We start from the raw sequence: 20,962 nt of genomic DNA, 5'->3' as shown, positions 1-20,962 counted from the left end.
ATTAAAAGCAAAGGTATTGCTTATTTTGAATTAAGTGAAAAGACTTTATTTATTTTATTCTTCAGTAAAAAATGTCTAATGGGGTACATAATAAAACCAAGTATGATAAAAATTGGATTTTTAGAAACGTGGAATGTTTCAATCCGTTTTGATAAGCCTGAAATATTTACATATGATACGATAAAGTAAAGTGTATAAATTACACCAGAAATAGCGCTTATTTGAATTATTATGGCCGCAATTTCTTCTAGTTTATTATTTTGAAACACGAAATAAAGCACAAATAGTACAATAGCAATGCAATAAAAAACAAAACTAAATTTAGCATGCATGCTATAATCTGTTAAACGCGCTTTAGCTTGTAAGTCGCCTTCAGAACTTAAAGAAATTCGAGGTTTTTGTGTTGTTATACTTTCTTCTGATTTGTTTGGAATTTTTAATAGCTTCTTAATGGGTTCAATAATATGATCAAATTCAAATAAACCACGATCTGCTGTTGCGCGTTTGGTTAAATAGTAGCCAAGAGGCAACATAACAAGCGTAGAGAACCAAGCAGCGAGAATTGGATTTAAACTACCATCTTTAGCGCTGTTTTTTGCGAAAATTCCTATAAAGTGATAAGTTAAAAATAATAAGATAGCAATAATCATTGGCAATCCAATACCACCTTTTCTAATTAAAGCACCTAAAGGTGCTCCTACAAAAAATAGGATAATACAGGCAAAACCTAAAGCTAATTTTTCATGAAGAGCAATAAAATGTTTGTTGATTTCAACATTACGCTCTTTAAAATATTTGGTTTTAATATTTACAATTTGTTTGGTACTTTTTAACGAATTTAATGCCTGATCTAGCATTTGTACTTTTTTCTTATCCGGAAATAATTCTAAAACATTGCCGCTAAAAGATGAGTCAATACCTTTCGTTACTGTAATCCCAGAGTTTAATACAGGTAAGTTGGAGCGGTTGTATAAACTAATAGCAAAGTCTTCATGATCATTGTTTAAAGCAGTCCCTAATGAGTCTATCATAAAATTTAAATCAGAAATGTTCAGCATATTGTACTTGTCTGATACATTTTTCTCGTCTAAATCATTACTATTTAATTGGGATAAATCGATATTAATAATATATTTTTCAAAATGACTCATTACCATGGGATGCCGACTTCTTTCAGCACGATTTTTGGATGGCGTATCATCATAAAAATATCCATCAAAGAGAATAAATTGTAACACATCAGAATCTTCTTCACCTATAAGTTCACCATTTTTAGCAACTATTATCGTGTTGTTGGCATTATTTCTTTGGCTTTTCTTGTGCATGACCACACCTTTCAAATACCTGCCATTTTCACCTGATTTTTTTTCAACTTTAATGTTGTAATCCATGACATCATTAAACTGACCTTCGGCAATTACCATAGCAGGTTTTAAGGTGGCAATGTTTTTCCGAAGATTATGTGAATTAAATTCAGCCCAAGGTATAACGTTGTTAGCAAATAAAAAGGTGGTAATGCCCAATCCTACTATAAAAATACTTAAGCCAGTCATGGCGCGCTGTAACGAAATTCCAGTGGATTTCATGGCGGCAAATTCATAGTTTTCAGCAAAACTACCGAAAACCATAATCGAAGATAGAAGAATAGTTAGTGGTAATACTAGTGGGATAAGTTTGGGTGTAAAGTAAAATAGAAACTTTAAAATGACAACCATGTCCAAATCCTTACCAGCTAATTCTTTTATATAAAGCCAAATGGTTTGTAATACAAAAATTAGCATGAGTATGATAAACACGCTGAAAAAGGTTTTTAAATACGTAGTAAGTATGTAACGGTCTAGTATTTTCACACGGTTATAGTTTCCTTCATTTATCCAATTTGAAATTAAAAATGGCTGATTATTAAAGGTTTATTATGAAGTTTAAATTCTTGAAATGCAAAGTGTTAACCAGTCTAATCTAACTTATTAATATAATGGTCTTTATATTTGTTAGCATCAAAGGTAAATAAGGTTTTTGATAAGGGCTCGTTTGTTTTAAAAGAATTAACAGTTAAAGTAGTTTTTGTACCATTTTTACCTGTTTCAATTAAATTGTAAATGTGATAGGTTTGAGCATCTATACCTAAAAGAATATTTTTAATTTCGGAACCAGAATCACTAGGTGTTAATTTTACATATTGAATTTTCCGACCTTGTACATTTTGAAGAATATCCATTTTGTAAGAGTATCCGGTTTCGTAAAAAGACAACATTTTACTTGGGGTAATACTATTTTCATCTTCGGTGTTATTTGATGAAATGGTTACCTCTTCATCATCAGGGCTAATACTATAAAGTGTTTTGCCATCGTAGATGCGGGTCATTCCTAGTATATTTAAACGGTATTTATCGCCCGCAATAACCACATCACCACGTGTTTCTTGCTTTAAGTTTTCTACATCATTGCTTAAAGCATATTTAAAGTCAATGGATATATTATCATAACTTTTTACTTTTTTAGAAACCTTGTTTAATAGAGTTTTGGCCTCATTATCTTGTGCAAAAGTTACAGACGTGACCATGATTAATACTAATACTAATAGTTTTTTCATTACGAATAAATTTATGCGCTATTAATTTTTACGCTTTTTTTGTTATTTAATTTTTAAGATGTTTCGTTTTCTAAAAGCATATTTAACGCTGCTAAATCTGGTACCAAAACCTGTCTGGCTTTACTACCTTCAAATCCACCAACAATTCCTGCTGCTTCCAACTGATCTATTAAACGACCAGCACGATTGTATCCTAGTTTTAATTTTCGTTGTAATAATGATGCGGAACCTTGTTGGGCTGTGACAATAATTTCTGCCGCATCTTTAAACAAAACATCCCGATCGCTTATGTCTACATCAAGACTTGTGCCACTTTCCTCACCAACGTACTCTGGCAGTAAGTAAGCTTCTGGATATGCTTTTTGAGAACCGATAAAATCGGTAATTTTTTCCACTTCCGGTGTATCAACAAAGGCACATTGAATACGGATCATTTCGTTTCCTTGTGTAAAAAGCATATCACCACGTCCAATTAATTGATCAGCTCCAGAACCGTCTAAAATAGTACGAGAATCTATTTTACTGGTTACTCTAAATGCAATCCTCGCTGGGAAATTTGCTTTAATAATACCTGTTATAACGTTTACAGAAGGTCTTTGGGTGGCTACAATTAAATGTATTCCAATGGCTCGTGCCAATTGTGCCAATCGTGCTATAGGGGTTTCTACTTCTTTACCAGCTGTCATGATTAAATCGGCAAACTCATCCACCACCAAAACGATATAGGGTAAAAATTGATGGCCATCATTTGGATTTAATTTTCGCGCTTTAAATTTCGCATTATATTCGGCAATGTTTCTACACAACGCATTTTTTAATAATTCATAACGGTTGTCCATTTCAATACACAATGAGTTAAGTGTATTAATTACTTTGGTATTATCTGTAATTATGGCTTCTTCACTATCTGGTAGTTTGGCTAAATAATGACGTTCAATTTTATTGAAAAGCGTCAATTCAACCTTCTTCGGGTCTACCAATACAAATTTTACTTCCGCAGGATGCTTCTTGTAGAGTAGTGATGTTAATACCGCATTTAATCCAACCGATTTACCTTGCCCTGTTGCACCAGCCATTAGCAGGTGAGGCATCTTGGCTAAATCTACCACAAAAGTTTCATTACTAATCGTTTTACCTAAAGCAATTGGCAATTGCATTTCCGATTTCTGAAATTTCTGCGAGGCAATAACCGAACGCATAGAAACGATAGTAGAATTTTTATTTGGAACTTCAATACCAATAGTTCCTTTTCCTGGAATTGGCGCAATAATTCTAATTCCTAAAGCGGAAAGCGATAAAGCAATATCATCTTCTAGGTTTTTAATTTTAGAAATTCGGACTCCAGCTTCTGGTATTATTTCATACAAGGTTACTGTTGGTCCAATGGTTGCTTTAATATTGGAAATACCAATTTTATAGTTATTTAGCGTATCTACAATGCGGTTTTTATTTTCTTCTAATTCTTCTTGGTTAATAGTTATACCTTCAGAATCGTATTTTTTCAGTAAGTCTAATGATGGGAATTGGTAATTACTCAACTCCAAAGTCGGATCAAATTGGCCAAAATCTTCAACCAATTTATTCGCTAAATTATCAGTTTCCGAAAGTTCTTCTTCAACCGTTTCAACTTCAATCTGCATTTCAGGCTCTTCCGTATCGACTTTTGCTACAAGTTTAGGTTCTGGTTTCTTTGTTGGCGGTGTAATTGGAGCCTCTGATTCGTTTTTTTCTACAGTTAAATCGAAAGCAGATTTAATATCTTCCGCTTCCGCTGACAAATCGTTATCCAAAGGAACCAATGGATCATCAGCTGTCTGACTATCCTTTATATTGGCGTTAATGTCCTTTTTAACGGATTTAAAAGCGTTTTTAATGTTATCAAAAGTCAATCTAAACCGAATGGCTAAATAGAATATTAAACCAAAAACGAGTAGAAGTATGGTTCCAATTTTTCCTAAATAGATTTGCAAATAGGTATTTATTTCAAAACCGACTGTTCCTCCTAAAGAGCTCCATTTTTCAGCGAAAAACCCAAAAATTATAGAAAGCCAAACAACAATTAAAGTGCCCCAAAACCAATGTTTGCGAAGTTTAGAGCGGTTGCCATTGGTAAGAACGAAAACACCTGATAGGAAAATAAGACCTGCAAAAATAAATGAAGCCACACCAAAGCCACGATGGATAAAAAAATCACTAACCCAAGCACCTGTTTTATTAAGCCAATTTTGAGATTCAATAGCTTTATTACCAAATTCTGAAAGCGTACTCTGGTCGTTTTGCCCTGTAAAAAAGTACGACACAAAAGCAATAAAAAGTAAAAGACCTGAAAGAATTAAAAAACTGCCAAATACCAACTTTTGTTGATTGGATAGTTTAAAACTAGGCGCTTTGAACTTGGGTTTCGTCGCTTTTGTTGCTTTTGTTTTCTTTTTGGCCATATATACTTTCCGTAAAACAGAAAAAGGTTATTGTGTAATTAATTCTGAAAATTTAGGTTCAAATTGATGTGACATCAGATGGTCACAAAAATACAAATAGTTCGCGTTAATCCTAAAGCTAAATGTATTTAAAAAATCTTTGGAATATATATGATACATCCTATGATTATTGCCGTTATAGCAAAAATAAAAACAGCGCCTGCGGCTATATCTTTAATGAGTCCTATCTTTTTATGATATTCTGGATGTATAAAATTTGCTATTTCTTCGATGGCTGTATTTATACCCTCTAAAGCCATAATTAAACCAATAGTTCCTATTTGAATTAGCCATTCGGTTGTTGAGATTTCAAAATAAAAACCCGCAACTGTCATGATAATACCAATACAAAGTTGCACTTTTATACTAGCTTCTGTGGAAACTAATATAAAAGCGCCTTTAAAAGCATATGTAACGCTTTTTAATCTATTAATTAAAAATGAATCTTTTTTAGGCATCCATTAAAGCCTCCAAAGCTGCTTTATAGTTTGGTTCATCAACCGTTTCTTGAACCTGTTCCGTATAAACTACTTGTCCCTTTTCATCAATAACTACTACTGATCTTGAAAGTAACGTTTCTAATGGTCCAGATGTAAAAGCCACGCCATAATTTTTTCCAAAGCTTCTATCTTTGAAATCTGAAAGCGATACCACATTGTCCAATCCTTCCGCCGCACAAAAACGAGCTAAAGCAAATGGTAAATCTCTAGAAATACATAGTACTTTTGTGTTGTCTAATTCGCTTGCCTCTTGGTTAAATTGTCTGACTGAAGCTGCACACGTACCTGTATCTACGCTTGGAAATATATTTAACACTAATTTTTGTCCTTTATAATCTGCTAATGTGTTAGTTCCTAAATCGGTGTTGGTTAAAGAGAAATCTGGTGCTTTACTGTTCGTTTTTGGAAGTGATCCAGATGTTTGAATTGCATCGCCATGTAAGGTTACTGTTGCCATAATTTTTTAAAATTTTAGTTGTTATAAAAATAGGGATATTTCCCCTGAAACATTACTAAAATATAAGGTTTTTTTATTCTATTGTATGTTAATAATGCGTTAAACGAAAAATAAATAAAAACCGCAACCTAGATAATTACGTTAGTAGGGTATAAACAAATTAATAACTTAAAAATTACCAATATGAAAAATTTGAAATTAGTAACAGTAGCAACATGTCTATTAACATTTGTAATGTCTTTAAATATGAGTGCTCAAAGCAACATGATGAAACAGGAGACTAAAATGGTTGGTGGCGCCGAAATGTATCCTACAAAAAACATTATTGAGAATGCTGTGAATTCTAAAGATCATACCACGCTAGTTGCAGCCGTTAAAGCTGCAGATTTAGTTGATGCTTTATCAAGTGAAGGTCCGTTTACCGTTTTTGCTCCAACCAATAGTGCCTTTGATAAGTTACCAAAAGGAACCGTAGATAATTTACTGAAGATGGAAAACAAAATGATGTTACAAACCATTTTAAAATATCATGTTGCTTCTGGAAAATGGAATGCTTCAGATATTATGAAAGCCATTAAAAAGGGTAATGGTAAAGCGCAAATTACAACCTTAAGTGGTGGAACATTAACAGCTTGGATGAAAGGAAAAGCTGTGTATGTTACGGATGAGAATGGAAACTCTGCTTTGGTAACGATTGCCGATGTTAACCAATCTAATGGTGTTATTCATGTCGTTGATGCCGTATTATTACCAAAGTCGTAAGACTATAATTAGTCCCTAATTTTATTTGAATTAAAAAAGGCCACTAAAATTATATTTTAGTGGCCTTTTTGTGTTGATTTAATATGTCAATTACTTGTCAATAGAACCAAGCACGCGTTTCATAAAGCTATTTAAAGCTTCTTTTTGTGGTGTGCCATCTTTCATCATTTTATTCACTTCAATAGCACCATACATGTTAGAAATTAGTTCGCCAATAACATCTAGCTCTTCATCTTTTAATGATGATACTTCCGTTAAGGCTTCTAAAGTTTCAATAGTTTCAAGAACATAATCCTCGTCATTCTCTTCAATAAACTGTGTTAAATGTTTTATAATAGGTAGTTTCATACTAATCTAGATTACGTTATCAACAAGTTCTTTTAAAGCGTCGAATTTATTGGTTTGTTCTTGACCAACAAATTCCCCTTTTTTAAAAGTCGCAAAGGTTGGTAAATTATCAACAGTTGCTAATTTTCTACTTTCAGGAAATTTTTCAGCATCAGCCATCACAAAAGTAACACCTTCATGCTCTGTTGCTAATTTCTTGAATTTAGGCTTCATAATGCGGCAGTTTCCACACCAAGTAGCTGAATACTGTACAACTACTGTATCATTATTATTAATGATATCCTGTAAATTATCTTGTTCTAATTCCTGTACCATAGTTTTAAAAGTTTTAGCTATTTAAGTCCTTCCGTATTGGAAGGACTTAATTAGATGTTTAATATAGGTTGTATTGAAGTTCTTCGTGTGAAGTTGAAAAATCTAAATTAGTGAGATGCTAAATATGCAGCAGTTCCTTTCGCGTTAGCTTGCATAGCGTCTTTTCCTTCTTCCCAGTTTGCTGGACAAACTTCACCTTTTTCTTGAACGTGTGTTAAGGCGTCTATCAAACGAATATATTCACCAACATTTCTACCTAATGGCATGTTGTTGATGCTTTCGTGCTGTACAATACCATCTTCATCAATAATATAGGTAGCTCTATACGTTACATTATCGCCTTCAACTTGAACAGTTCCTGTCTCTTCATCAAAAATTTCGTTGGTAATATCTAAAATTCCTAAAACGCTAGATAAGTTTCTATTACTATCAGCAAGGATTGGATAGGTTACACCTTCTATACCACCATTATCTTTTGCTGTGCTTAACCAAGCAAAATGTACTTCAGGAGTATCACATGATGCGCCAATAACTATTGTATTACGTTTTTCGAATTCCTTCATTGCTGCTTGGAATGCATGTAACTCCGTTGGACATACAAAGGTAAAATCTTTAGGATACCAGAATAATACTACTTTTTTCTTGTTGTTTACTGCTTCTTCAAGAACGTTCACTTTAAAAGTGTCGCCCATTTCATTCATTGCGTCAACGTTTAAATCTGGGAATTTTTTTCCTACAAATGCCATGTTTTTATATTTTAATTGTTATTAATTTTCTTAATGACAAATATAAGAACAAGTCATAGTATTTCAGTCGAAATGAAATCTTAATTCTTTATTGAAGTATAGCTTAAATTTATGGTAAAGTTAGAAAGTGATAGTTTATGCTTATTTAGTGTTGCTCGTTAGTTGTTTAATTTTAATATTTAATGCCGCGTAAGTTAAGGTCATAAAAGGACTTAACCAATTGAAGATGGCATACACAAAATAATCAGCAACAGAAACACCTAAAACACTACTTTGATAAGCGCCACAGGTATTCCAAGGAATTAATACGGACGTTACCGTTCCAGAATCTTCCAAGGTTCTACTCAAATTTTCAGGAGCTAATCCTTTATCTTTGTACGCTTGCTTAAACATTTTACCAGGAATAACAATGGCTAAATATTGATCACTGGCTATAGTATTTAATCCTAAACAACTGATAACGGTACTTGCAAATAATCCGAAAACCGTTGTAGCAAAAGACAAGAGTACTTTAGTAATTCTTGCCAAAGCGCCTATAGCATCCATAATGCCACCAAAAAACATGGCGCAGCAAATTAGAAGAATGGTCCAAATCATGCCTTTCATGCCGCCTGCAGCAAATAAGTCGTTTAGTTTTTCGTTATCGGTTACAATTTGCGTGTCTGTTAATATGGCATTAACGGTGGCGCCTAATTTAGAATCTCCTAAACTATCTAAAATAGCGGGTTGGAAAATAAAAGCGAAAACGGCTGCCAATATAACACCAACACCAAGAGCAATAAGTGGCTTTGTTTTTAAAAGAATTAAAGCTATTACCACTAATGGTACAATAAATAACATTGGTGTAATATTAAACGTGTTTTCAATACTTATTAAAAGACTACTTAAATCGGCAGTTCCTGTGGTATCAATAGTCATACTCATTACCGAAAAGGCTATTAATGTAATTATAATCGTAGGAATAGTTGTTAACGCCATATACCTAATATGTGTAAATAAATCCGTTCCAGCCATGGCAGGAGCTAGGTTAGTGGTATCACTCAATGGCGACATTTTATCGCCAAAATATGCGCCAGAAATAGCGGCACCAGCAATCATGCCTGTAGGAATTCCTAAAGCGCTTCCAATTCCAATTAAGGCAATACCTACCGTTGCAGAAGTGGTCCAAGAACTACCTGTTGCAATGGAAATAACCGCACAAATAATAACAGAAGCCGGTAAAAATATTGACGGACTTAAAACTTGTAGACCATAATATACCATGGCCGGAATAACACCACTTACCAACCACGTTCCGGCTAAAGCGCCAACTAAAAACAAAATCATTATGGGTACAAATACGCTGCGCAAGTTTTCCCAGACCTCTTTCATCATGATTTGAAAGCGGACTTTATTAAAAAATCCAACGATGGCAGCCACAGCCGCACCTAATAGTAAAATAAACTGATTGGAATATTCTCCTAAAGCTTCACCATCTGCAAGAAAGATGTTGTAAGCCAGCATTAGCATTAAAATAACCACAGGAATTAACGCTTCCCAGATACTTAATTCTTTATTCTCAATAATTGTTTGGTCTTCAATATCAATATCTGATAGGTTTTTATCGTCCTGCATATTGGTTGTTAGTTTCGTTAGGATTGTAATGTTACGATTTTCAGATAAAGTATGCAAATACTAATTGTCGCTTAAGCTAATATGGTGAAAGGAATGACCTTGTTTTTAAAAATAAAAAAGGAGCACGCTTAAACGAACTCCTTAATTTACTTGTAATTTAGGCTTACTATAATATATCAAGAGACTCCATGCAAGAACGCATAGTTTTATAGGTGCGCTCAATGTCTGCATCCAATCCAATAGAAAAACGAATTAAACCATCACTTAAGCCCATTTCTTTTTGTTCATCTTCCGGTATTTCCGATGAAGTAGAACTACCTGGAGCCGAGAATAAGGTTTTGTAAAACCCTAGACTAACAGCTAGATATCCTAAATTTTTTTCTTGCATTAATTCCATTAATGCATTTGCTTTTTCTAAAGAACCAACATCTACAGTTAGCATGCCACCATATCCATATTTTTCATTCATCATGCTTTTAAATAATTCATGACTTGGATGAGAAGCTAAACCTGGATACACGGTTTTTAATCCATCAGCTTCAAATTTTTCTGCTAAATAGGTCGCATTTAAACTATGTTGCTGCATTCTAATGTGCAATGTGCGTAGGTTTTTTAATATAGAAGCGGCTCTTAAACTGTCCATAGTAGAGCCTAATAACATACAGGCGCCATCGTTGACACTTCGTAAATCGTTTATGAATTCTTGTGTACCACAAATTACACCACCAACCGTATCACTAGATCCATTTATGAATTTAGTTAAACTGTGAATCACGATATCAGCTCCCAATTGCACAGGTGAAACAGATAAGGGCGAAAACGTATTATCTACCACCAATTTTAAATTGTGCTTTTTAGCCAACTTTGCTAAACCTGAAATATCAGCCACTTCCAAGAGCGGGTTACTAACAGATTCGCAGTATAAAATTTTTGTGTTTTTCGTAATGGCAGCTTCAACCACTTCTAATTTTGTAATATCTACAAAAGTCGTTGTTATGTTAAGTCTAGGTGCAAAATTCTTTAAAAAGGCATACGTTCCTCCATAAATGGTGCGACTAGAAACGACATGATCGCCAGCGCCACAAAGCTGCATTATGACTGGTGTTATGGCTCCCATTCCTGAAGCGGTAACATTTGCAGTCTCCGTTCCTTCCATGGCTGCTAAAGCTTCGCCGAGATATAAGTTTGAAGGCGTAGAATGTCTTGAATACAAATAACAGCCATCTGCATTACCCTCAAAGGTGTCAAACATGGTTTTAGCCGATAAAAAAGTGTAGGTTGATGAATCTGAAATAGAAGGGTTTACTCCTCCAAATTCACCAAAATATTGTAAATCTTGAATATTATTTGCTGGTTTGAATGCCATAGTGTGAAAATTTATTAATTAATAATACAGTAAAAATCGTTAATATTAGATTATCTATCAATAGATATCTTTATATTTAGATTATAAATCTATAAAAAACATGAATAATAGTTTTTATCACGTCTAATTTGGTTAATATTGTTTTTTAAACGAAAAATTTTCAATTATTATGAATTTCGATCTCATAGATTTAAAGTTATTACAATTTCTTCAAGAAGATGCGAAGCAGACCAACAAAATGTTATCTAACAGGTTAAATTTATCTGTTACAGCTGTTTACGAGCGGATTAGAAAGTTAGAACGCGAAGGTGTTATTGCGCAATATGTGGCCTTGTTGGATAAGAATAAGGTGGATCGGAGTTTTGTTGCCTTTTGTCATATTAAACTTGTTCAGCATACACAGAATAACATTGTGAAATTTGAGCGTGAAGTTGCCAATTTAGAAGAAATTTCTGAATGCTATCATATTAGTGGAGATTACGATTATTTATTAAAAGTAATGGTTCGGGATATGGAAGATTTTAGGGAGTTTATGGTTAAAAAACTAACATCTATTAATCATATTGGTAGCACCCACAGTATGTTTGTTATTAATGAAGTAAAACATACTACAGCCATTATGATTTAATTTGCCGGCCTGATAAAAACATTTTGAATTAGGTAAAATTGAATTTAGTATACCTTTTTGCTACAATTCTTGTTTGTAGGTTTTCGTTTTTTAACCATAAAACCCAGGCGAACGACTGAATTCCATCAAATTCCGGAAGGGGTAATTAGTTATTTTTGGTAATCTATTTTTATTTTTTAAAAATAACTGCGTATTTCGTTGTTCAATATCTAGCATATATAACTTTATGAAATATCAATATCTGTGGTTTCTAGTAGTAATAATAATTGTCCAATCCTGCGGAAGCGTTAAAAAAAATAACGCCGTTGTAAGTAGTTTGCATGATGCAGATGAATTGAGAGAGGACGTAGATGCGGTTTATAATCAACTGCAAAAACATCATCCCCGCCTATATCAGTATATTTCTAAAGAAGCGTTAGATTTTAAATTTGATAGCCTAAAAACCAGTATCACACAACCATTAAGTAGTCATGATTTTTATGAACAATTAGCACCTATTTTAATGGAAGTGCGTCAAGGTCATATTTCGGTTATGCCACCTCAAATGCAATTCACTAAAAAAGAACGTAAGGTTTTAATGAAGGAACGGTTTGAGTTTTACGATTTAGATTTTAATTATATGGACAAACAATTATGGGTGTCAGGATCCAAATCAGATTCATTATTAATTGGAAGTGAAGTGGTTCAGATTGAAAATGAATCTGCCAACGCGTTAATCCAGAAATATCAAACACAATATGCTTCTGATGGCTTTAATACCACGTTGATGGATAGGCAATTGGGCCGTGCATTTCAAAGATTGTATGCACGCGATAAAGGATTTTTAGATAGCTTATCCGTAACCTTCAATAAACAAGATTCATTATACACGAAAGTTTTCCGACGCATTCCAAAAGATTCAACTTCACACACAATAGATTCATTAAAACAGGAAGCTGATTCAATTAAAGTAGCCCAACTGACTAAAGCAGAAAAATTAATTAGAAAGCAGAAAGCAAAAGAAAAGCGAAAACAAGATCGAATATATGGTTCTGAAGGTTCAGACGGCAAATACACGCGTAATTTCAATTTTAAGGGAATAGATAGTTCTGTTGCCGTTATGAAAATAAGAGCTTTTGGAAATGGGAATTATAAAAAATTCTATAAACAGAGTTTTGCCCAATTAGATTCATTAAATACACCGAATCTCGTTTTGGATTTACGAGATAATGGCGGTGGTCGAATAGAAGAAATTGCTTATTTATTCCGCTATTTGGCGCAAGAAGATTATCAGTTTATTAATGAAAGTGAGGTAACTAGTCGTGTGCCATTTATGGTGTACACCATGAGCAATGGTAGCCCTTTAATGTTAAAGATAATTGGAGCCGTTTTTTCACCTGTTATTGTAACCCATAACTTAATAAAAACCAAAAAGGTTGATGATGCTATTTATTATAAATTTAAATATGCCAAAATGCAATCCCCATTTCCGGATAATTTTAAAGGTAATTTATATGTGCTTATTAATGGGAATTCTTTTTCGGCATCATCCATATTGTCTACTAATATTCAAGGTCATAATTTAGCCACATTTGTTGGTGAAGAAACGGGAGGTGCTTATAATGGAACCGTTGCGGGTTTATTTAAAATTTATAAATTACCAAATAGTAAGGTTCGTGTACGCATTGGTTTAATGCAAATTGATGCGCCTTTTAAAGTAGAGCCAGATGGATATGGTATTAAGCCGGATATTCCAATTGTTCCAACTTGGAATGATGTTTTACATGAACGTGATCCCGAGCTGGAATGGATTTTAAATCATGTAGAGAAAGAGAAACCATAGATTTTTATGTAACTTTATTGCGAATTTTTTTTCAAAAAACACTTTTATACCAAATAGATGCTTTATAAAAACATCAAAAAGATTTATCATGATATTTTCATGTCTTATGCACACCCTGAATTAGGCACGCATATTAAAAAAATCATGGAATTAGATGTGTATTTGCCATACAGTTCTACCTTTTTCTGCATAACAAACACCCAAGATTTAACCTTTGAATTTGTTAGTAAAAACATGACGGCCTGTCTAGGCTTGGAAAAAAATGTCTTGCTAAAGGAAGGTATGCGAAATTTTTGGAGTCGCATTCACCCAGAAGATATTGAACTTTGGTTAAGAGGTTTAAACGATTTAATGGAATTTACTTTAGCTGAAATCCCGGTAAACCACAGATACCAAATGAGCTATACATGGAATTACCGCTTAAAAAATGCGCAGGACGAATATGTAAACATAATTCAAAACACCACACCTTTAGAGTTTGATGCGGAAATGAAACCAATAATAGGATTAGCGCATTACACCGTTATGGATATAAATATACAAATGCCAATTACGGTTACAGCCAAATTACTCAATGAAAACAACGAATATGAAACCAAATATTTTAATAATTATTCCCAAAAACTATTAACAGATGGTTTAAGTAATCGGGAGCGCGATGTGATACGATTATTAACCTTGCATAATTCAAGTAAGGAAATAGCTGATTTATTGAATATTAGTCCTAATACAGTAGATACACACCGAAGAAATATTTTAAAGAAACTTAACATTTCATCAACAGGAGAGCTGATAGGTATGTTAAAAATGAACACGAATTTTCTGTAAAATTACTCAAATTGAGTATTGCAAAACCTGAAATATTACACCATTTTTGTAATGCTATTATTTGAGGGTGATACCTTATATTTAGGGCAATCTAACAAAATTGTTAGTTTTGCCCTTTTTTTTTACACTTATTTTGATGGCGCTTATTATCCTGTATTTTTTTTATTGCCTTCCCATAAAACATTTGTATTTTTGTTCTTGTATTAATACAACTTGAAAAAAAATATTTATATGAATTCATACGATGTAGCCATTATTGGCTCTGGTCCTGGAGGTTATGTAGCAGCTATTCGTTGCGCGCAATTAGGATTGAAAACTGCTATTATAGAAAAATATTCAACCCTTGGAGGAACATGCCTAAATGTTGGGTGTATTCCAAGTAAAGCGCTTTTAGATTCGTCTCATCATTACGAAGATGCAGTCAAGCATTTTGAAGAACATGGTATAGATATTCCTGGTGAAATTAAAGTGAATTTAAAACAAATGATTGCCCGTAAGCAGGCAGTTGTAGATACAACAACAGGTGGTATAGATTTCTTGATGAAGAAGAATAATATTGATGTTTACCAAGGATTAGGAAGCTTTAAAGACGCCACTCATATTACGATTTCAGGTGAAAAAGAAACGGAAATTGAAGCGAAGAATACTATTATTGCCACTGGAAGTAAACCTTCAAGTTTGCCATTCATAAATATTGATAAAGAGCGTATTATAACATCTACTGAAGCGCTAAAGCTTAAGGAGATTCCAAAACACATGATTGTTATTGGAGGCGGTGTTATTGGATTAGAGTTAGGTCAAGTTTACAAGCGTTTAGGTGCTGAAGTTTCTGTAATAGAATACATGGATCGTATTATTCCGACAATGGATTCAGGACTTTCTAAAGAATTAAATAAAGTGTTGAAGAAACAAAAATTCAAAATCAACACCTCACATAAAGTAAAATCTGTTGAACGTAAGGGTGATGAAATCATTGTAAAAGCGGACAACAAAAAAGGAGAAGAAGTAGAGTTTAAAGGTGATTATTGTTTAGTGTCAGTTGGTCGTCGTCCGTATACGGATGGATTAAATGCGGAAGCTGCTGGTGTAAAATTAAATGATAAAGGTCAAGTAGAAGTTAATGATCACTTACAAACAGCTACCAAAAACATTTATGCCATTGGCGATGTTATTAAAGGCGCTATGTTAGCCCATAAAGCGGAAGAAGAAGGCGTATTTGTTGCTGAAACTATTGCTGGACAAAAGCCACATATCGATTATAACTTAATTCCAGGTGTTGTTTATACATGGCCGGAAGTTGCAGCTGTTGGTCAAACAGAAGAGCAACTAAAAGAAGCTGGAGTAGAATATAAAGTCGGGCAATTTCCAATGCGTGCATTAGGTAGAAGTAGAGCGAGTATGGATTTAGACGGGTTTGTTAAAATTTTAGCCGATAAATCAACAGATGAAATTTTAGGGTTTCATATGGTAGGTGCGCGTGCAGCCGATTTAGTTGCTGAAGCTGTAGTTGCTATGGAATACAGAGCATCAGCTGAAGATATTTCTCGCATGTCTCACGCACACCCAACATTTGCAGAAGCCGTTAAAGAAGCCGCTTTAGCAGCAACAGACAATCGTGCTTTGCATGTATAATAACACTAAATTCCATTAAATTGGATTTAAATATTACAAAACCACTTCTCAATTGAAGTGGTTTTTTTTGATTTAATTTTACTATTCTTTATAAATAACACTAATAGTACACGCATTACAAGCATTCCTATTTTAATTACTGGTTTATTTCCTTAATGCGTTTAATTTATTCCTGTGTTTATTGTTTTGTTGTTTCTGAAATTAGCAATTAGGACTACTATTGCCACAAATTAATTATTAACGAAAACAAAGACAATGAAAAATTTAAATCGTGAATTAGTATTCTTAAGAACTTTTGCGCTCGCTGTGGTTGGTGTCATGGTAATAGCAAGTATATATAGTTTTAATACAAATAGCAATAAAAGGTTTGGAACTATTGATGTAGAACGCATAAATATTATAGAAAAGGATGGAACCGTTAAAATGCTTATAACTAATACAGAACATTTTCCGTCTTTTGGTGATTCCATCAATAGTCGCGTGTATCATGAACGTAAAAAACGCTCGGGCATGCTTTTTTTTAATGAAGACGGCATAGAATGTGGTGGTTTTATTTATGACGGAACGAAAAATGATAACGGACACAGCGCAGGCCTTTCTTTAACTTACGACCAATATGATGGTGATCAAGTTATGCAATTAATAACAACTGATAGTAAAAGAGACGATAAACGAATTGTTTCTAGCATGTTAGCGTTTAATGATCGGGCAGAAAATGAATCCCAATTAGAAACTATGCGAATTGGCGAAGAACTAAAAGCTATAAAAAATCCAGAAGAACGTAGAAAAAAGTACCAAGCCTATAAAGACCAAAACTTAATGGGTTCTACCACCAGAATTTTGCTGGGCAAAACCCCAAGTGAAAATAACGGCCTGTTTTTATTTGATGACCATGGAACCCCAAGAGCCCAATTTAGTATTGATAAACATAATCAAGTAAAGTTGGTTGTATTTGATGAGAATGGAGAAATCATTAATTCGTGGCCTCAATAAATCAATCTAGAACAGAATATCCATGAAATGATTATTAATTCTTTCAAGGATATATCTTATTTTGCAGCAATGAAAAGACTATTTAACTTTTTAGATATAGACCGCTATTTCACGATATTTATTTTTTTTATCAGTTACTTATTAATAATTGATTCTAGAATTAAAGTGGAGACGGATATCTTAAATGTGCTAAAGCCAGACGCACCCATCGCGCAGTTTTTAGCCGTTTTTGTTATTATGATTCTTATCAAAATAACCATAAGCTATATCCAAAGAAAGCATGATTTAAAGATTCACACAGCTAAAACATATCTTATTTACTTTAGTGTTTCATTTATATTATATCTCATTATTTCTAACGTATTTAGTCTTGTTATTGCAGCGCTTTTCAATACCATTGTAAGAAACTTTAATACACACACCTTACTTTTAAATAATGTGTCGCGAATGGTAGAATTTACTTTATTTGGTAGTATTTATTTAGCGTATTTATTCTATAATGAAAACAACAAGTTTAAAACGGAAATTACAAAATACAATCAGGCACTTTCTAGTAGTGCTATTCAGCAATTAAAAGCACAACTAAATCCCCACTTTTTATTCAATAATTTAAATACTTTAGATGAATTAATTGAAGAAGATCCTGCCAAAGCCAGTGCATTTTTACATCATTTTTCAGAACTGTATCGGTATTCTCTGATAACCTCTGAAAAAAAATTAGTCCCCTTACAGGATGAAATACAATTTGCTAAAAATTACTTTGAGTTAATGGCACATAAATATTTGGGATATTATCATTTAGAAATAGAAAACGAACATCAAATACCTCACGTTTTTGTACCACCGTTCTGTTTACAGGTTTTAGTTGAAAATGCTATTGAGCATAATTTAGGTCTTGACAAAACACCCGTTTTTATAACTATTTCTATTTCAGATAAAATTATTGTAAGTAATAATAGTATACCAAAAAAATACCAAAAGAAAACAGGTGGTAGAGCCTTAAAAAATCTTGCAACACAGTTTAATCTTTTAAGTGATAAAAATATCAGCATAGACTCTAGTGATACCCATTTTAAAGTAACACTACCTTTTATAAACAGTAACCAAGATGTATAAAATTTTAATAATTGAAGATGAAGCACCTGCTCGAAAAAAGCTAAAACGGTTTATCGCGGAAGTCTGTGGAGCTTATACCATAGTCGCGGAATTGGAAACGGTAGAGGATACAAAAACATTCCTAAAGCAAGCTCTGGAAATTGATATTATTTTTTCAGACATCCAATTAAGAGATGGTAATATTTTTGAGGTGTATAATACTATAACATTAAATTGCCCCATAATTTTCGCAACCGCCTATAACGCGTTTTTAATTAATGCGTTTGAAGCCAACGGCATCGAATATCTTTTAAAACCCTATTCTTTGGAACGATTTTCAAAGGCGTGGAATAAGTTTATTCGATTACATAAAACCAATCCTGTAAACAATAATCAGTTAATGGAAACCATCCATCAGTTGTTAAAAAATAACCAATCGGTTTCTAAATCCTATAAAAATCAGTTTGCCATAAAAATGGCAAGTGAAACATATTTTTTAAAAACAGAGAGCATTGTTTATTTTCAAGCAGACAACGGAATTATATGTGCCTTTGATACCATGAATAAACGTCATGTTATGCCTCAAGCTACACTAAAAGAAATAGAAGTATTTTTAGATCCACAAAAATTTTTCCGTATTAATCGTAGTGAAAGTGTGCAACGTCAATATATTAATAAAATTAAAAGATATAATAAAAACACGCTTTCCATCCACCTAAATGCTGGACAGAAAACGTTAAAAACTAGCCAAAGTAAAACAAGTGATTTTAATAACTGGTTAGATTTGTAATTTAAAACGTTTTGTTAACAACGCACTTATACTAATTACCCACCAAAAGAGAGTTTATAAAATTTAGCATCATAATAAGTGTTTAAGTTGATACATATGGCAAACTTTTTGCTCAATACTTGTAAACAAAATTAATTTTAAAAACGAACCCTCAAAATGACAAAGAATTTTTTAGCCCTTGGCGTAGTAGCAACCCTATTTTTAAATGCTTGTAAAGAAACTCCAAAGCAAAATCAAGCAGAATCATCAACCACCGAAATTGTAACTAATACACAGGATGATATTGTAGAAACATCATCAACCAATAATGAAGGACAAACATTACAATTAATATTTAATAATTCAGAAGGAACTGTAACCTTTAATTTCAAAGGTGAAACGGTAACGTTAAGGCAAGAAAAAGCCGCTTCGGGAATTTGGTATAAGAATGAAAGTTACGAATTAAGAGGTAAAGGAAATGATCTTGAACTGAAAAAAGATGGCGACGTTATTTTTAAGCATGAAGATAATATTGTTATTTATTCAATTAAAAATAAAGATGGTGATATCCTGGATATGACCTTTAATAATACTGCCAATACTGTAAAGGTGTATGTAAATGGCGGCGAACAAATAGAATTAACAGGTGAAAAACCGGCCTCTGGAATTTGGTATAAAAATAACCACTATGAATTAAGAGGAAAAGGTGAGAATTTAACGCTGACTAAAGATGGCAACGTAGTGTTTGAAAATTAAAACACATTATTTATATCTGAATATTAGCCTATAGAAAACGGATTATTAAAACCATGTCTTAACGGATATGGTTTTTTATTATTTGGCAGGAAACCTGAGCCTGGCTTTAAAAACTTCATATAGCGTTGTAACTATTAATCCTTTGCCATGGGCCAAAGGTATAGACAAAAGTTGTCTTTCGTTTTTCACGATCCAATTAAAAGGTGGTTCTAGTAAATGGATTCCACTTTGTTTTTTTAACCGAATGCCTTGTCCGGAAATAATATCTTTATTCGGAATAAAAGGTTCTTTTGGAATATGCTCTGTTACTATAACGTATTTATACGCGTGCAGTTTCTTGATGATTTCCAGCACTTCAGTATTGGATATATGTTGAAGTACCTGGCGCAAAATGGCGCAATCTCCTTGTGGTAAGGCGTCTTTAGCTAAATCCAAACAGTAGAATTCTAAATTTGCTGTTTTAAATTTTTCTATGTTATGTTTTATTAAATCAGGTACAATATCTACTGCTATATATTTCTTCGTATGTTGTACCAAGCTGTCTCCAATGTTAAAATCACCACAACCTAAATCCACAACTGTCAACGGGTTTTCAAACGATTTTAAAAACGTGGTGACCGCTTCTATATACGGGTTTACCAATTCTGGTAGGTGAGAGCCATCACCAGAATAATAATGAGCAGTGTTGCCTCCCCAAAGTTTCATGGTGTAAACCTGCTCCATGGCGGCTTTAGTTGGCCATGGTTTTTTATGTTCTTTTGAGTTCTTTTCAGGATTCATCAATTATTAGGTAAGTTTTTTTTATTCTGGATAGAAAATTACTAAAATCGGTAGGAAGGAAAATGGAATTTAGGATTTAATTGGTTTTCAAACTTCATTAAGACACTTTTTTGACATATTTTTTACATTTCAGACTGCTATAAAGGAATCTTTCATATTAAATTTGAAAAGAAAAATATTCGCCAAAAATGAAAGAAATATACCTAGTATTAAAAATATGCCTAATTGTTTTTAGCTCGTTTCTGTTAACGGCTTGTAACGGACAAACTAAAACATCTGCAAAATCAAATGCTCAGAAACATTCAAATTCCAACATTAGTCAAATAAATAGTCCAAATTATGGCGCACCATTTATAAATGAACCACCAGCCAACAGAATTAGCGATTTTGTCCGTAATATTTTTCAAGATAGTAAAGGGAATTTGTGGTTTGGCACAAATGGCGATGGTGTAATTCGTTTTTCTGGAAAATCTTTAGAATA

The 20,962-nt window shown here is 33.1% G+C and carries 21 protein-coding genes; 10 read left to right on the top strand and 11 right to left on the bottom strand.

Features of this window, described 5'->3' with window-relative positions; all coding sequences use genetic code 11:
• Positions 1-20 precede the first annotated feature (20 nt).
• The 5 genes from ACN0QX_RS07365 to tpx all read right to left on the bottom strand — a co-directional run bounded on the left by ACN0QX_RS07365 (position 21) and on the right by tpx (position 6,027).
• Entirely contained in the window at positions 21-1,850 is a 1,830-nt protein-coding gene (locus ACN0QX_RS07365) for an LptF/LptG family permease (protein WP_417196056.1), read from the bottom strand.
• Positions 1,851-1,954: 104 nt separating this feature from the next.
• A complete protein-coding gene (locus tag ACN0QX_RS07360; RefSeq protein WP_417196055.1) occupies positions 1,955-2,593 on the bottom strand; it encodes a LolA family protein in 639 nt (212 codons plus the stop codon).
• Positions 2,594-2,646: 53 nt separating this feature from the next.
• A complete protein-coding gene (locus tag ACN0QX_RS07355; protein ID WP_417196054.1) occupies positions 2,647-5,031 on the bottom strand; it encodes a DNA translocase FtsK in 2,385 nt (794 codons plus the stop codon).
• 128 nt (positions 5,032-5,159) lie between these two features.
• Positions 5,160-5,528: a diacylglycerol kinase family protein gene (locus tag ACN0QX_RS07350; protein ID WP_248400049.1), complete on the bottom strand. Its 369-nt coding sequence runs from the start codon at positions 5,526-5,528 to the stop codon at positions 5,160-5,162.
• Positions 5,521-6,027, bottom strand: coding sequence for a thiol peroxidase (gene tpx, locus ACN0QX_RS07345; RefSeq protein ID WP_417196053.1), 507 nt, complete (start codon positions 6,025-6,027; stop codon positions 5,521-5,523). Before tpx ends, ACN0QX_RS07350 begins: the two co-directional genes overlap by 8 nt.
• A 183-nt stretch (positions 6,028-6,210) precedes the next feature.
• Here tpx and ACN0QX_RS07340 point away from each other — a divergent pair, with 183 nt between their 5' ends.
• Positions 6,211-6,789, top strand: coding sequence for a fasciclin domain-containing protein (locus tag ACN0QX_RS07340; protein ID WP_371922417.1), 579 nt, complete (start codon positions 6,211-6,213; stop codon positions 6,787-6,789).
• Between the two features lie 90 nt (positions 6,790-6,879).
• Here ACN0QX_RS07340 and ACN0QX_RS07335 read toward each other — a convergent pair whose 3' ends face one another.
• The 5 genes from ACN0QX_RS07335 to ACN0QX_RS07315 form a co-directional block, all read right to left on the bottom strand.
• Positions 6,880-7,137, bottom strand: coding sequence for a DUF6952 family protein (locus ACN0QX_RS07335; protein ID WP_066249974.1), 258 nt, complete (start codon positions 7,135-7,137; stop codon positions 6,880-6,882).
• 6 nt (positions 7,138-7,143) lie between these two features.
• Positions 7,144-7,452 (bottom strand): thioredoxin family protein, encoded by a 309-nt coding sequence (locus ACN0QX_RS07330; protein ID WP_248400045.1) that lies wholly within the window; start codon positions 7,450-7,452, stop codon positions 7,144-7,146.
• Positions 7,453-7,559: 107 nt separating this feature from the next.
• Positions 7,560-8,198: a peroxiredoxin gene (locus ACN0QX_RS07325; RefSeq protein ID WP_248400043.1), complete on the bottom strand. Its 639-nt coding sequence runs from the start codon at positions 8,196-8,198 to the stop codon at positions 7,560-7,562.
• 141 nt (positions 8,199-8,339) lie between these two features.
• A complete protein-coding gene (nhaC, locus tag ACN0QX_RS07320; protein WP_248400042.1) occupies positions 8,340-9,812 on the bottom strand; it encodes a Na+/H+ antiporter NhaC in 1,473 nt (490 codons plus the stop codon).
• Between the two features lie 166 nt (positions 9,813-9,978).
• Entirely contained in the window at positions 9,979-11,178 is a 1,200-nt protein-coding gene (locus ACN0QX_RS07315; protein WP_417196052.1) for an aminotransferase class I/II-fold pyridoxal phosphate-dependent enzyme, read from the bottom strand.
• Between the two features lie 169 nt (positions 11,179-11,347).
• Between ACN0QX_RS07315 and ACN0QX_RS07310 the strand changes: the two genes are divergently transcribed.
• The 8 genes from ACN0QX_RS07310 to ACN0QX_RS07275 all read left to right on the top strand — a co-directional run bounded on the left by ACN0QX_RS07310 (position 11,348) and on the right by ACN0QX_RS07275 (position 19,701).
• Positions 11,348-11,806, top strand: a complete 459-nt coding sequence (locus tag ACN0QX_RS07310) for an Lrp/AsnC family transcriptional regulator (protein WP_417196051.1) — start codon at positions 11,348-11,350, stop codon at positions 11,804-11,806.
• A gap of 226 nt (positions 11,807-12,032) precedes the next feature.
• Positions 12,033-13,628, top strand: coding sequence for a S41 family peptidase (locus ACN0QX_RS07305; protein ID WP_417196050.1), 1,596 nt, complete (start codon positions 12,033-12,035; stop codon positions 13,626-13,628).
• 57 nt (positions 13,629-13,685) lie between these two features.
• On the top strand, positions 13,686-14,456 hold the full coding sequence (locus ACN0QX_RS07300) for a response regulator transcription factor (protein ID WP_417196049.1): 771 nt from the start codon (positions 13,686-13,688) through the stop codon (positions 14,454-14,456).
• 231 nt (positions 14,457-14,687) lie between these two features.
• A complete protein-coding gene (gene lpdA / locus ACN0QX_RS07295; protein ID WP_417196048.1) occupies positions 14,688-16,088 on the top strand; it encodes a dihydrolipoyl dehydrogenase in 1,401 nt (466 codons plus the stop codon).
• A 255-nt stretch (positions 16,089-16,343) separates the two neighbouring features.
• The gene (locus tag ACN0QX_RS07290; protein ID WP_417196047.1) at positions 16,344-17,081 is read left to right on the top strand and encodes a hypothetical protein; all 738 of its coding nucleotides are present in this window, start codon (positions 16,344-16,346) and stop codon (positions 17,079-17,081) included.
• Positions 17,082-17,150: 69 nt separating this feature from the next.
• Complete coding sequence (locus ACN0QX_RS07285) at positions 17,151-18,197, top strand: sensor histidine kinase (protein WP_417196046.1); 1,047 nt, start codon at positions 17,151-17,153, stop codon at positions 18,195-18,197.
• A complete protein-coding gene (locus ACN0QX_RS07280) occupies positions 18,190-18,966 on the top strand; it encodes a LytR/AlgR family response regulator transcription factor (protein WP_417196045.1) in 777 nt (258 codons plus the stop codon). The genes ACN0QX_RS07285 and ACN0QX_RS07280 overlap by 8 nt, the downstream gene beginning before the upstream one ends.
• Before the next feature lie 156 nt (positions 18,967-19,122).
• Positions 19,123-19,701 carry an MliC family protein gene (locus tag ACN0QX_RS07275; protein ID WP_417196044.1) on the top strand — a complete coding sequence of 193 codons (579 nt, stop codon included), beginning with the start codon at positions 19,123-19,125 and terminating at the stop codon, positions 19,699-19,701.
• A 78-nt stretch (positions 19,702-19,779) separates the two neighbouring features.
• Here the strand turns inward: ACN0QX_RS07275 and ACN0QX_RS07270 are convergent, their stop codons facing one another.
• A complete protein-coding gene (locus ACN0QX_RS07270; RefSeq protein WP_417196121.1) occupies positions 19,780-20,481 on the bottom strand; it encodes a class I SAM-dependent methyltransferase in 702 nt (233 codons plus the stop codon).
• Between the two features lie 188 nt (positions 20,482-20,669).
• Here ACN0QX_RS07270 and ACN0QX_RS07265 point away from each other — a divergent pair.
• Positions 20,670-20,962: two-component regulator propeller domain-containing protein (locus ACN0QX_RS07265; protein ID WP_417196043.1), on the top strand; the 293-nt coding region annotated here is incomplete at its 3' end.

Origin of the sequence: Bizionia sp. (genome assembly GCF_048259285.1) — a bacterium.
Taxonomy (GTDB): Bacteria; Bacteroidota; Bacteroidia; order Flavobacteriales; family Flavobacteriaceae; genus Algorimicrobium; species Algorimicrobium hallyeonense.
This window is presented reverse-complemented; position numbering and strand designations above follow the sequence as displayed.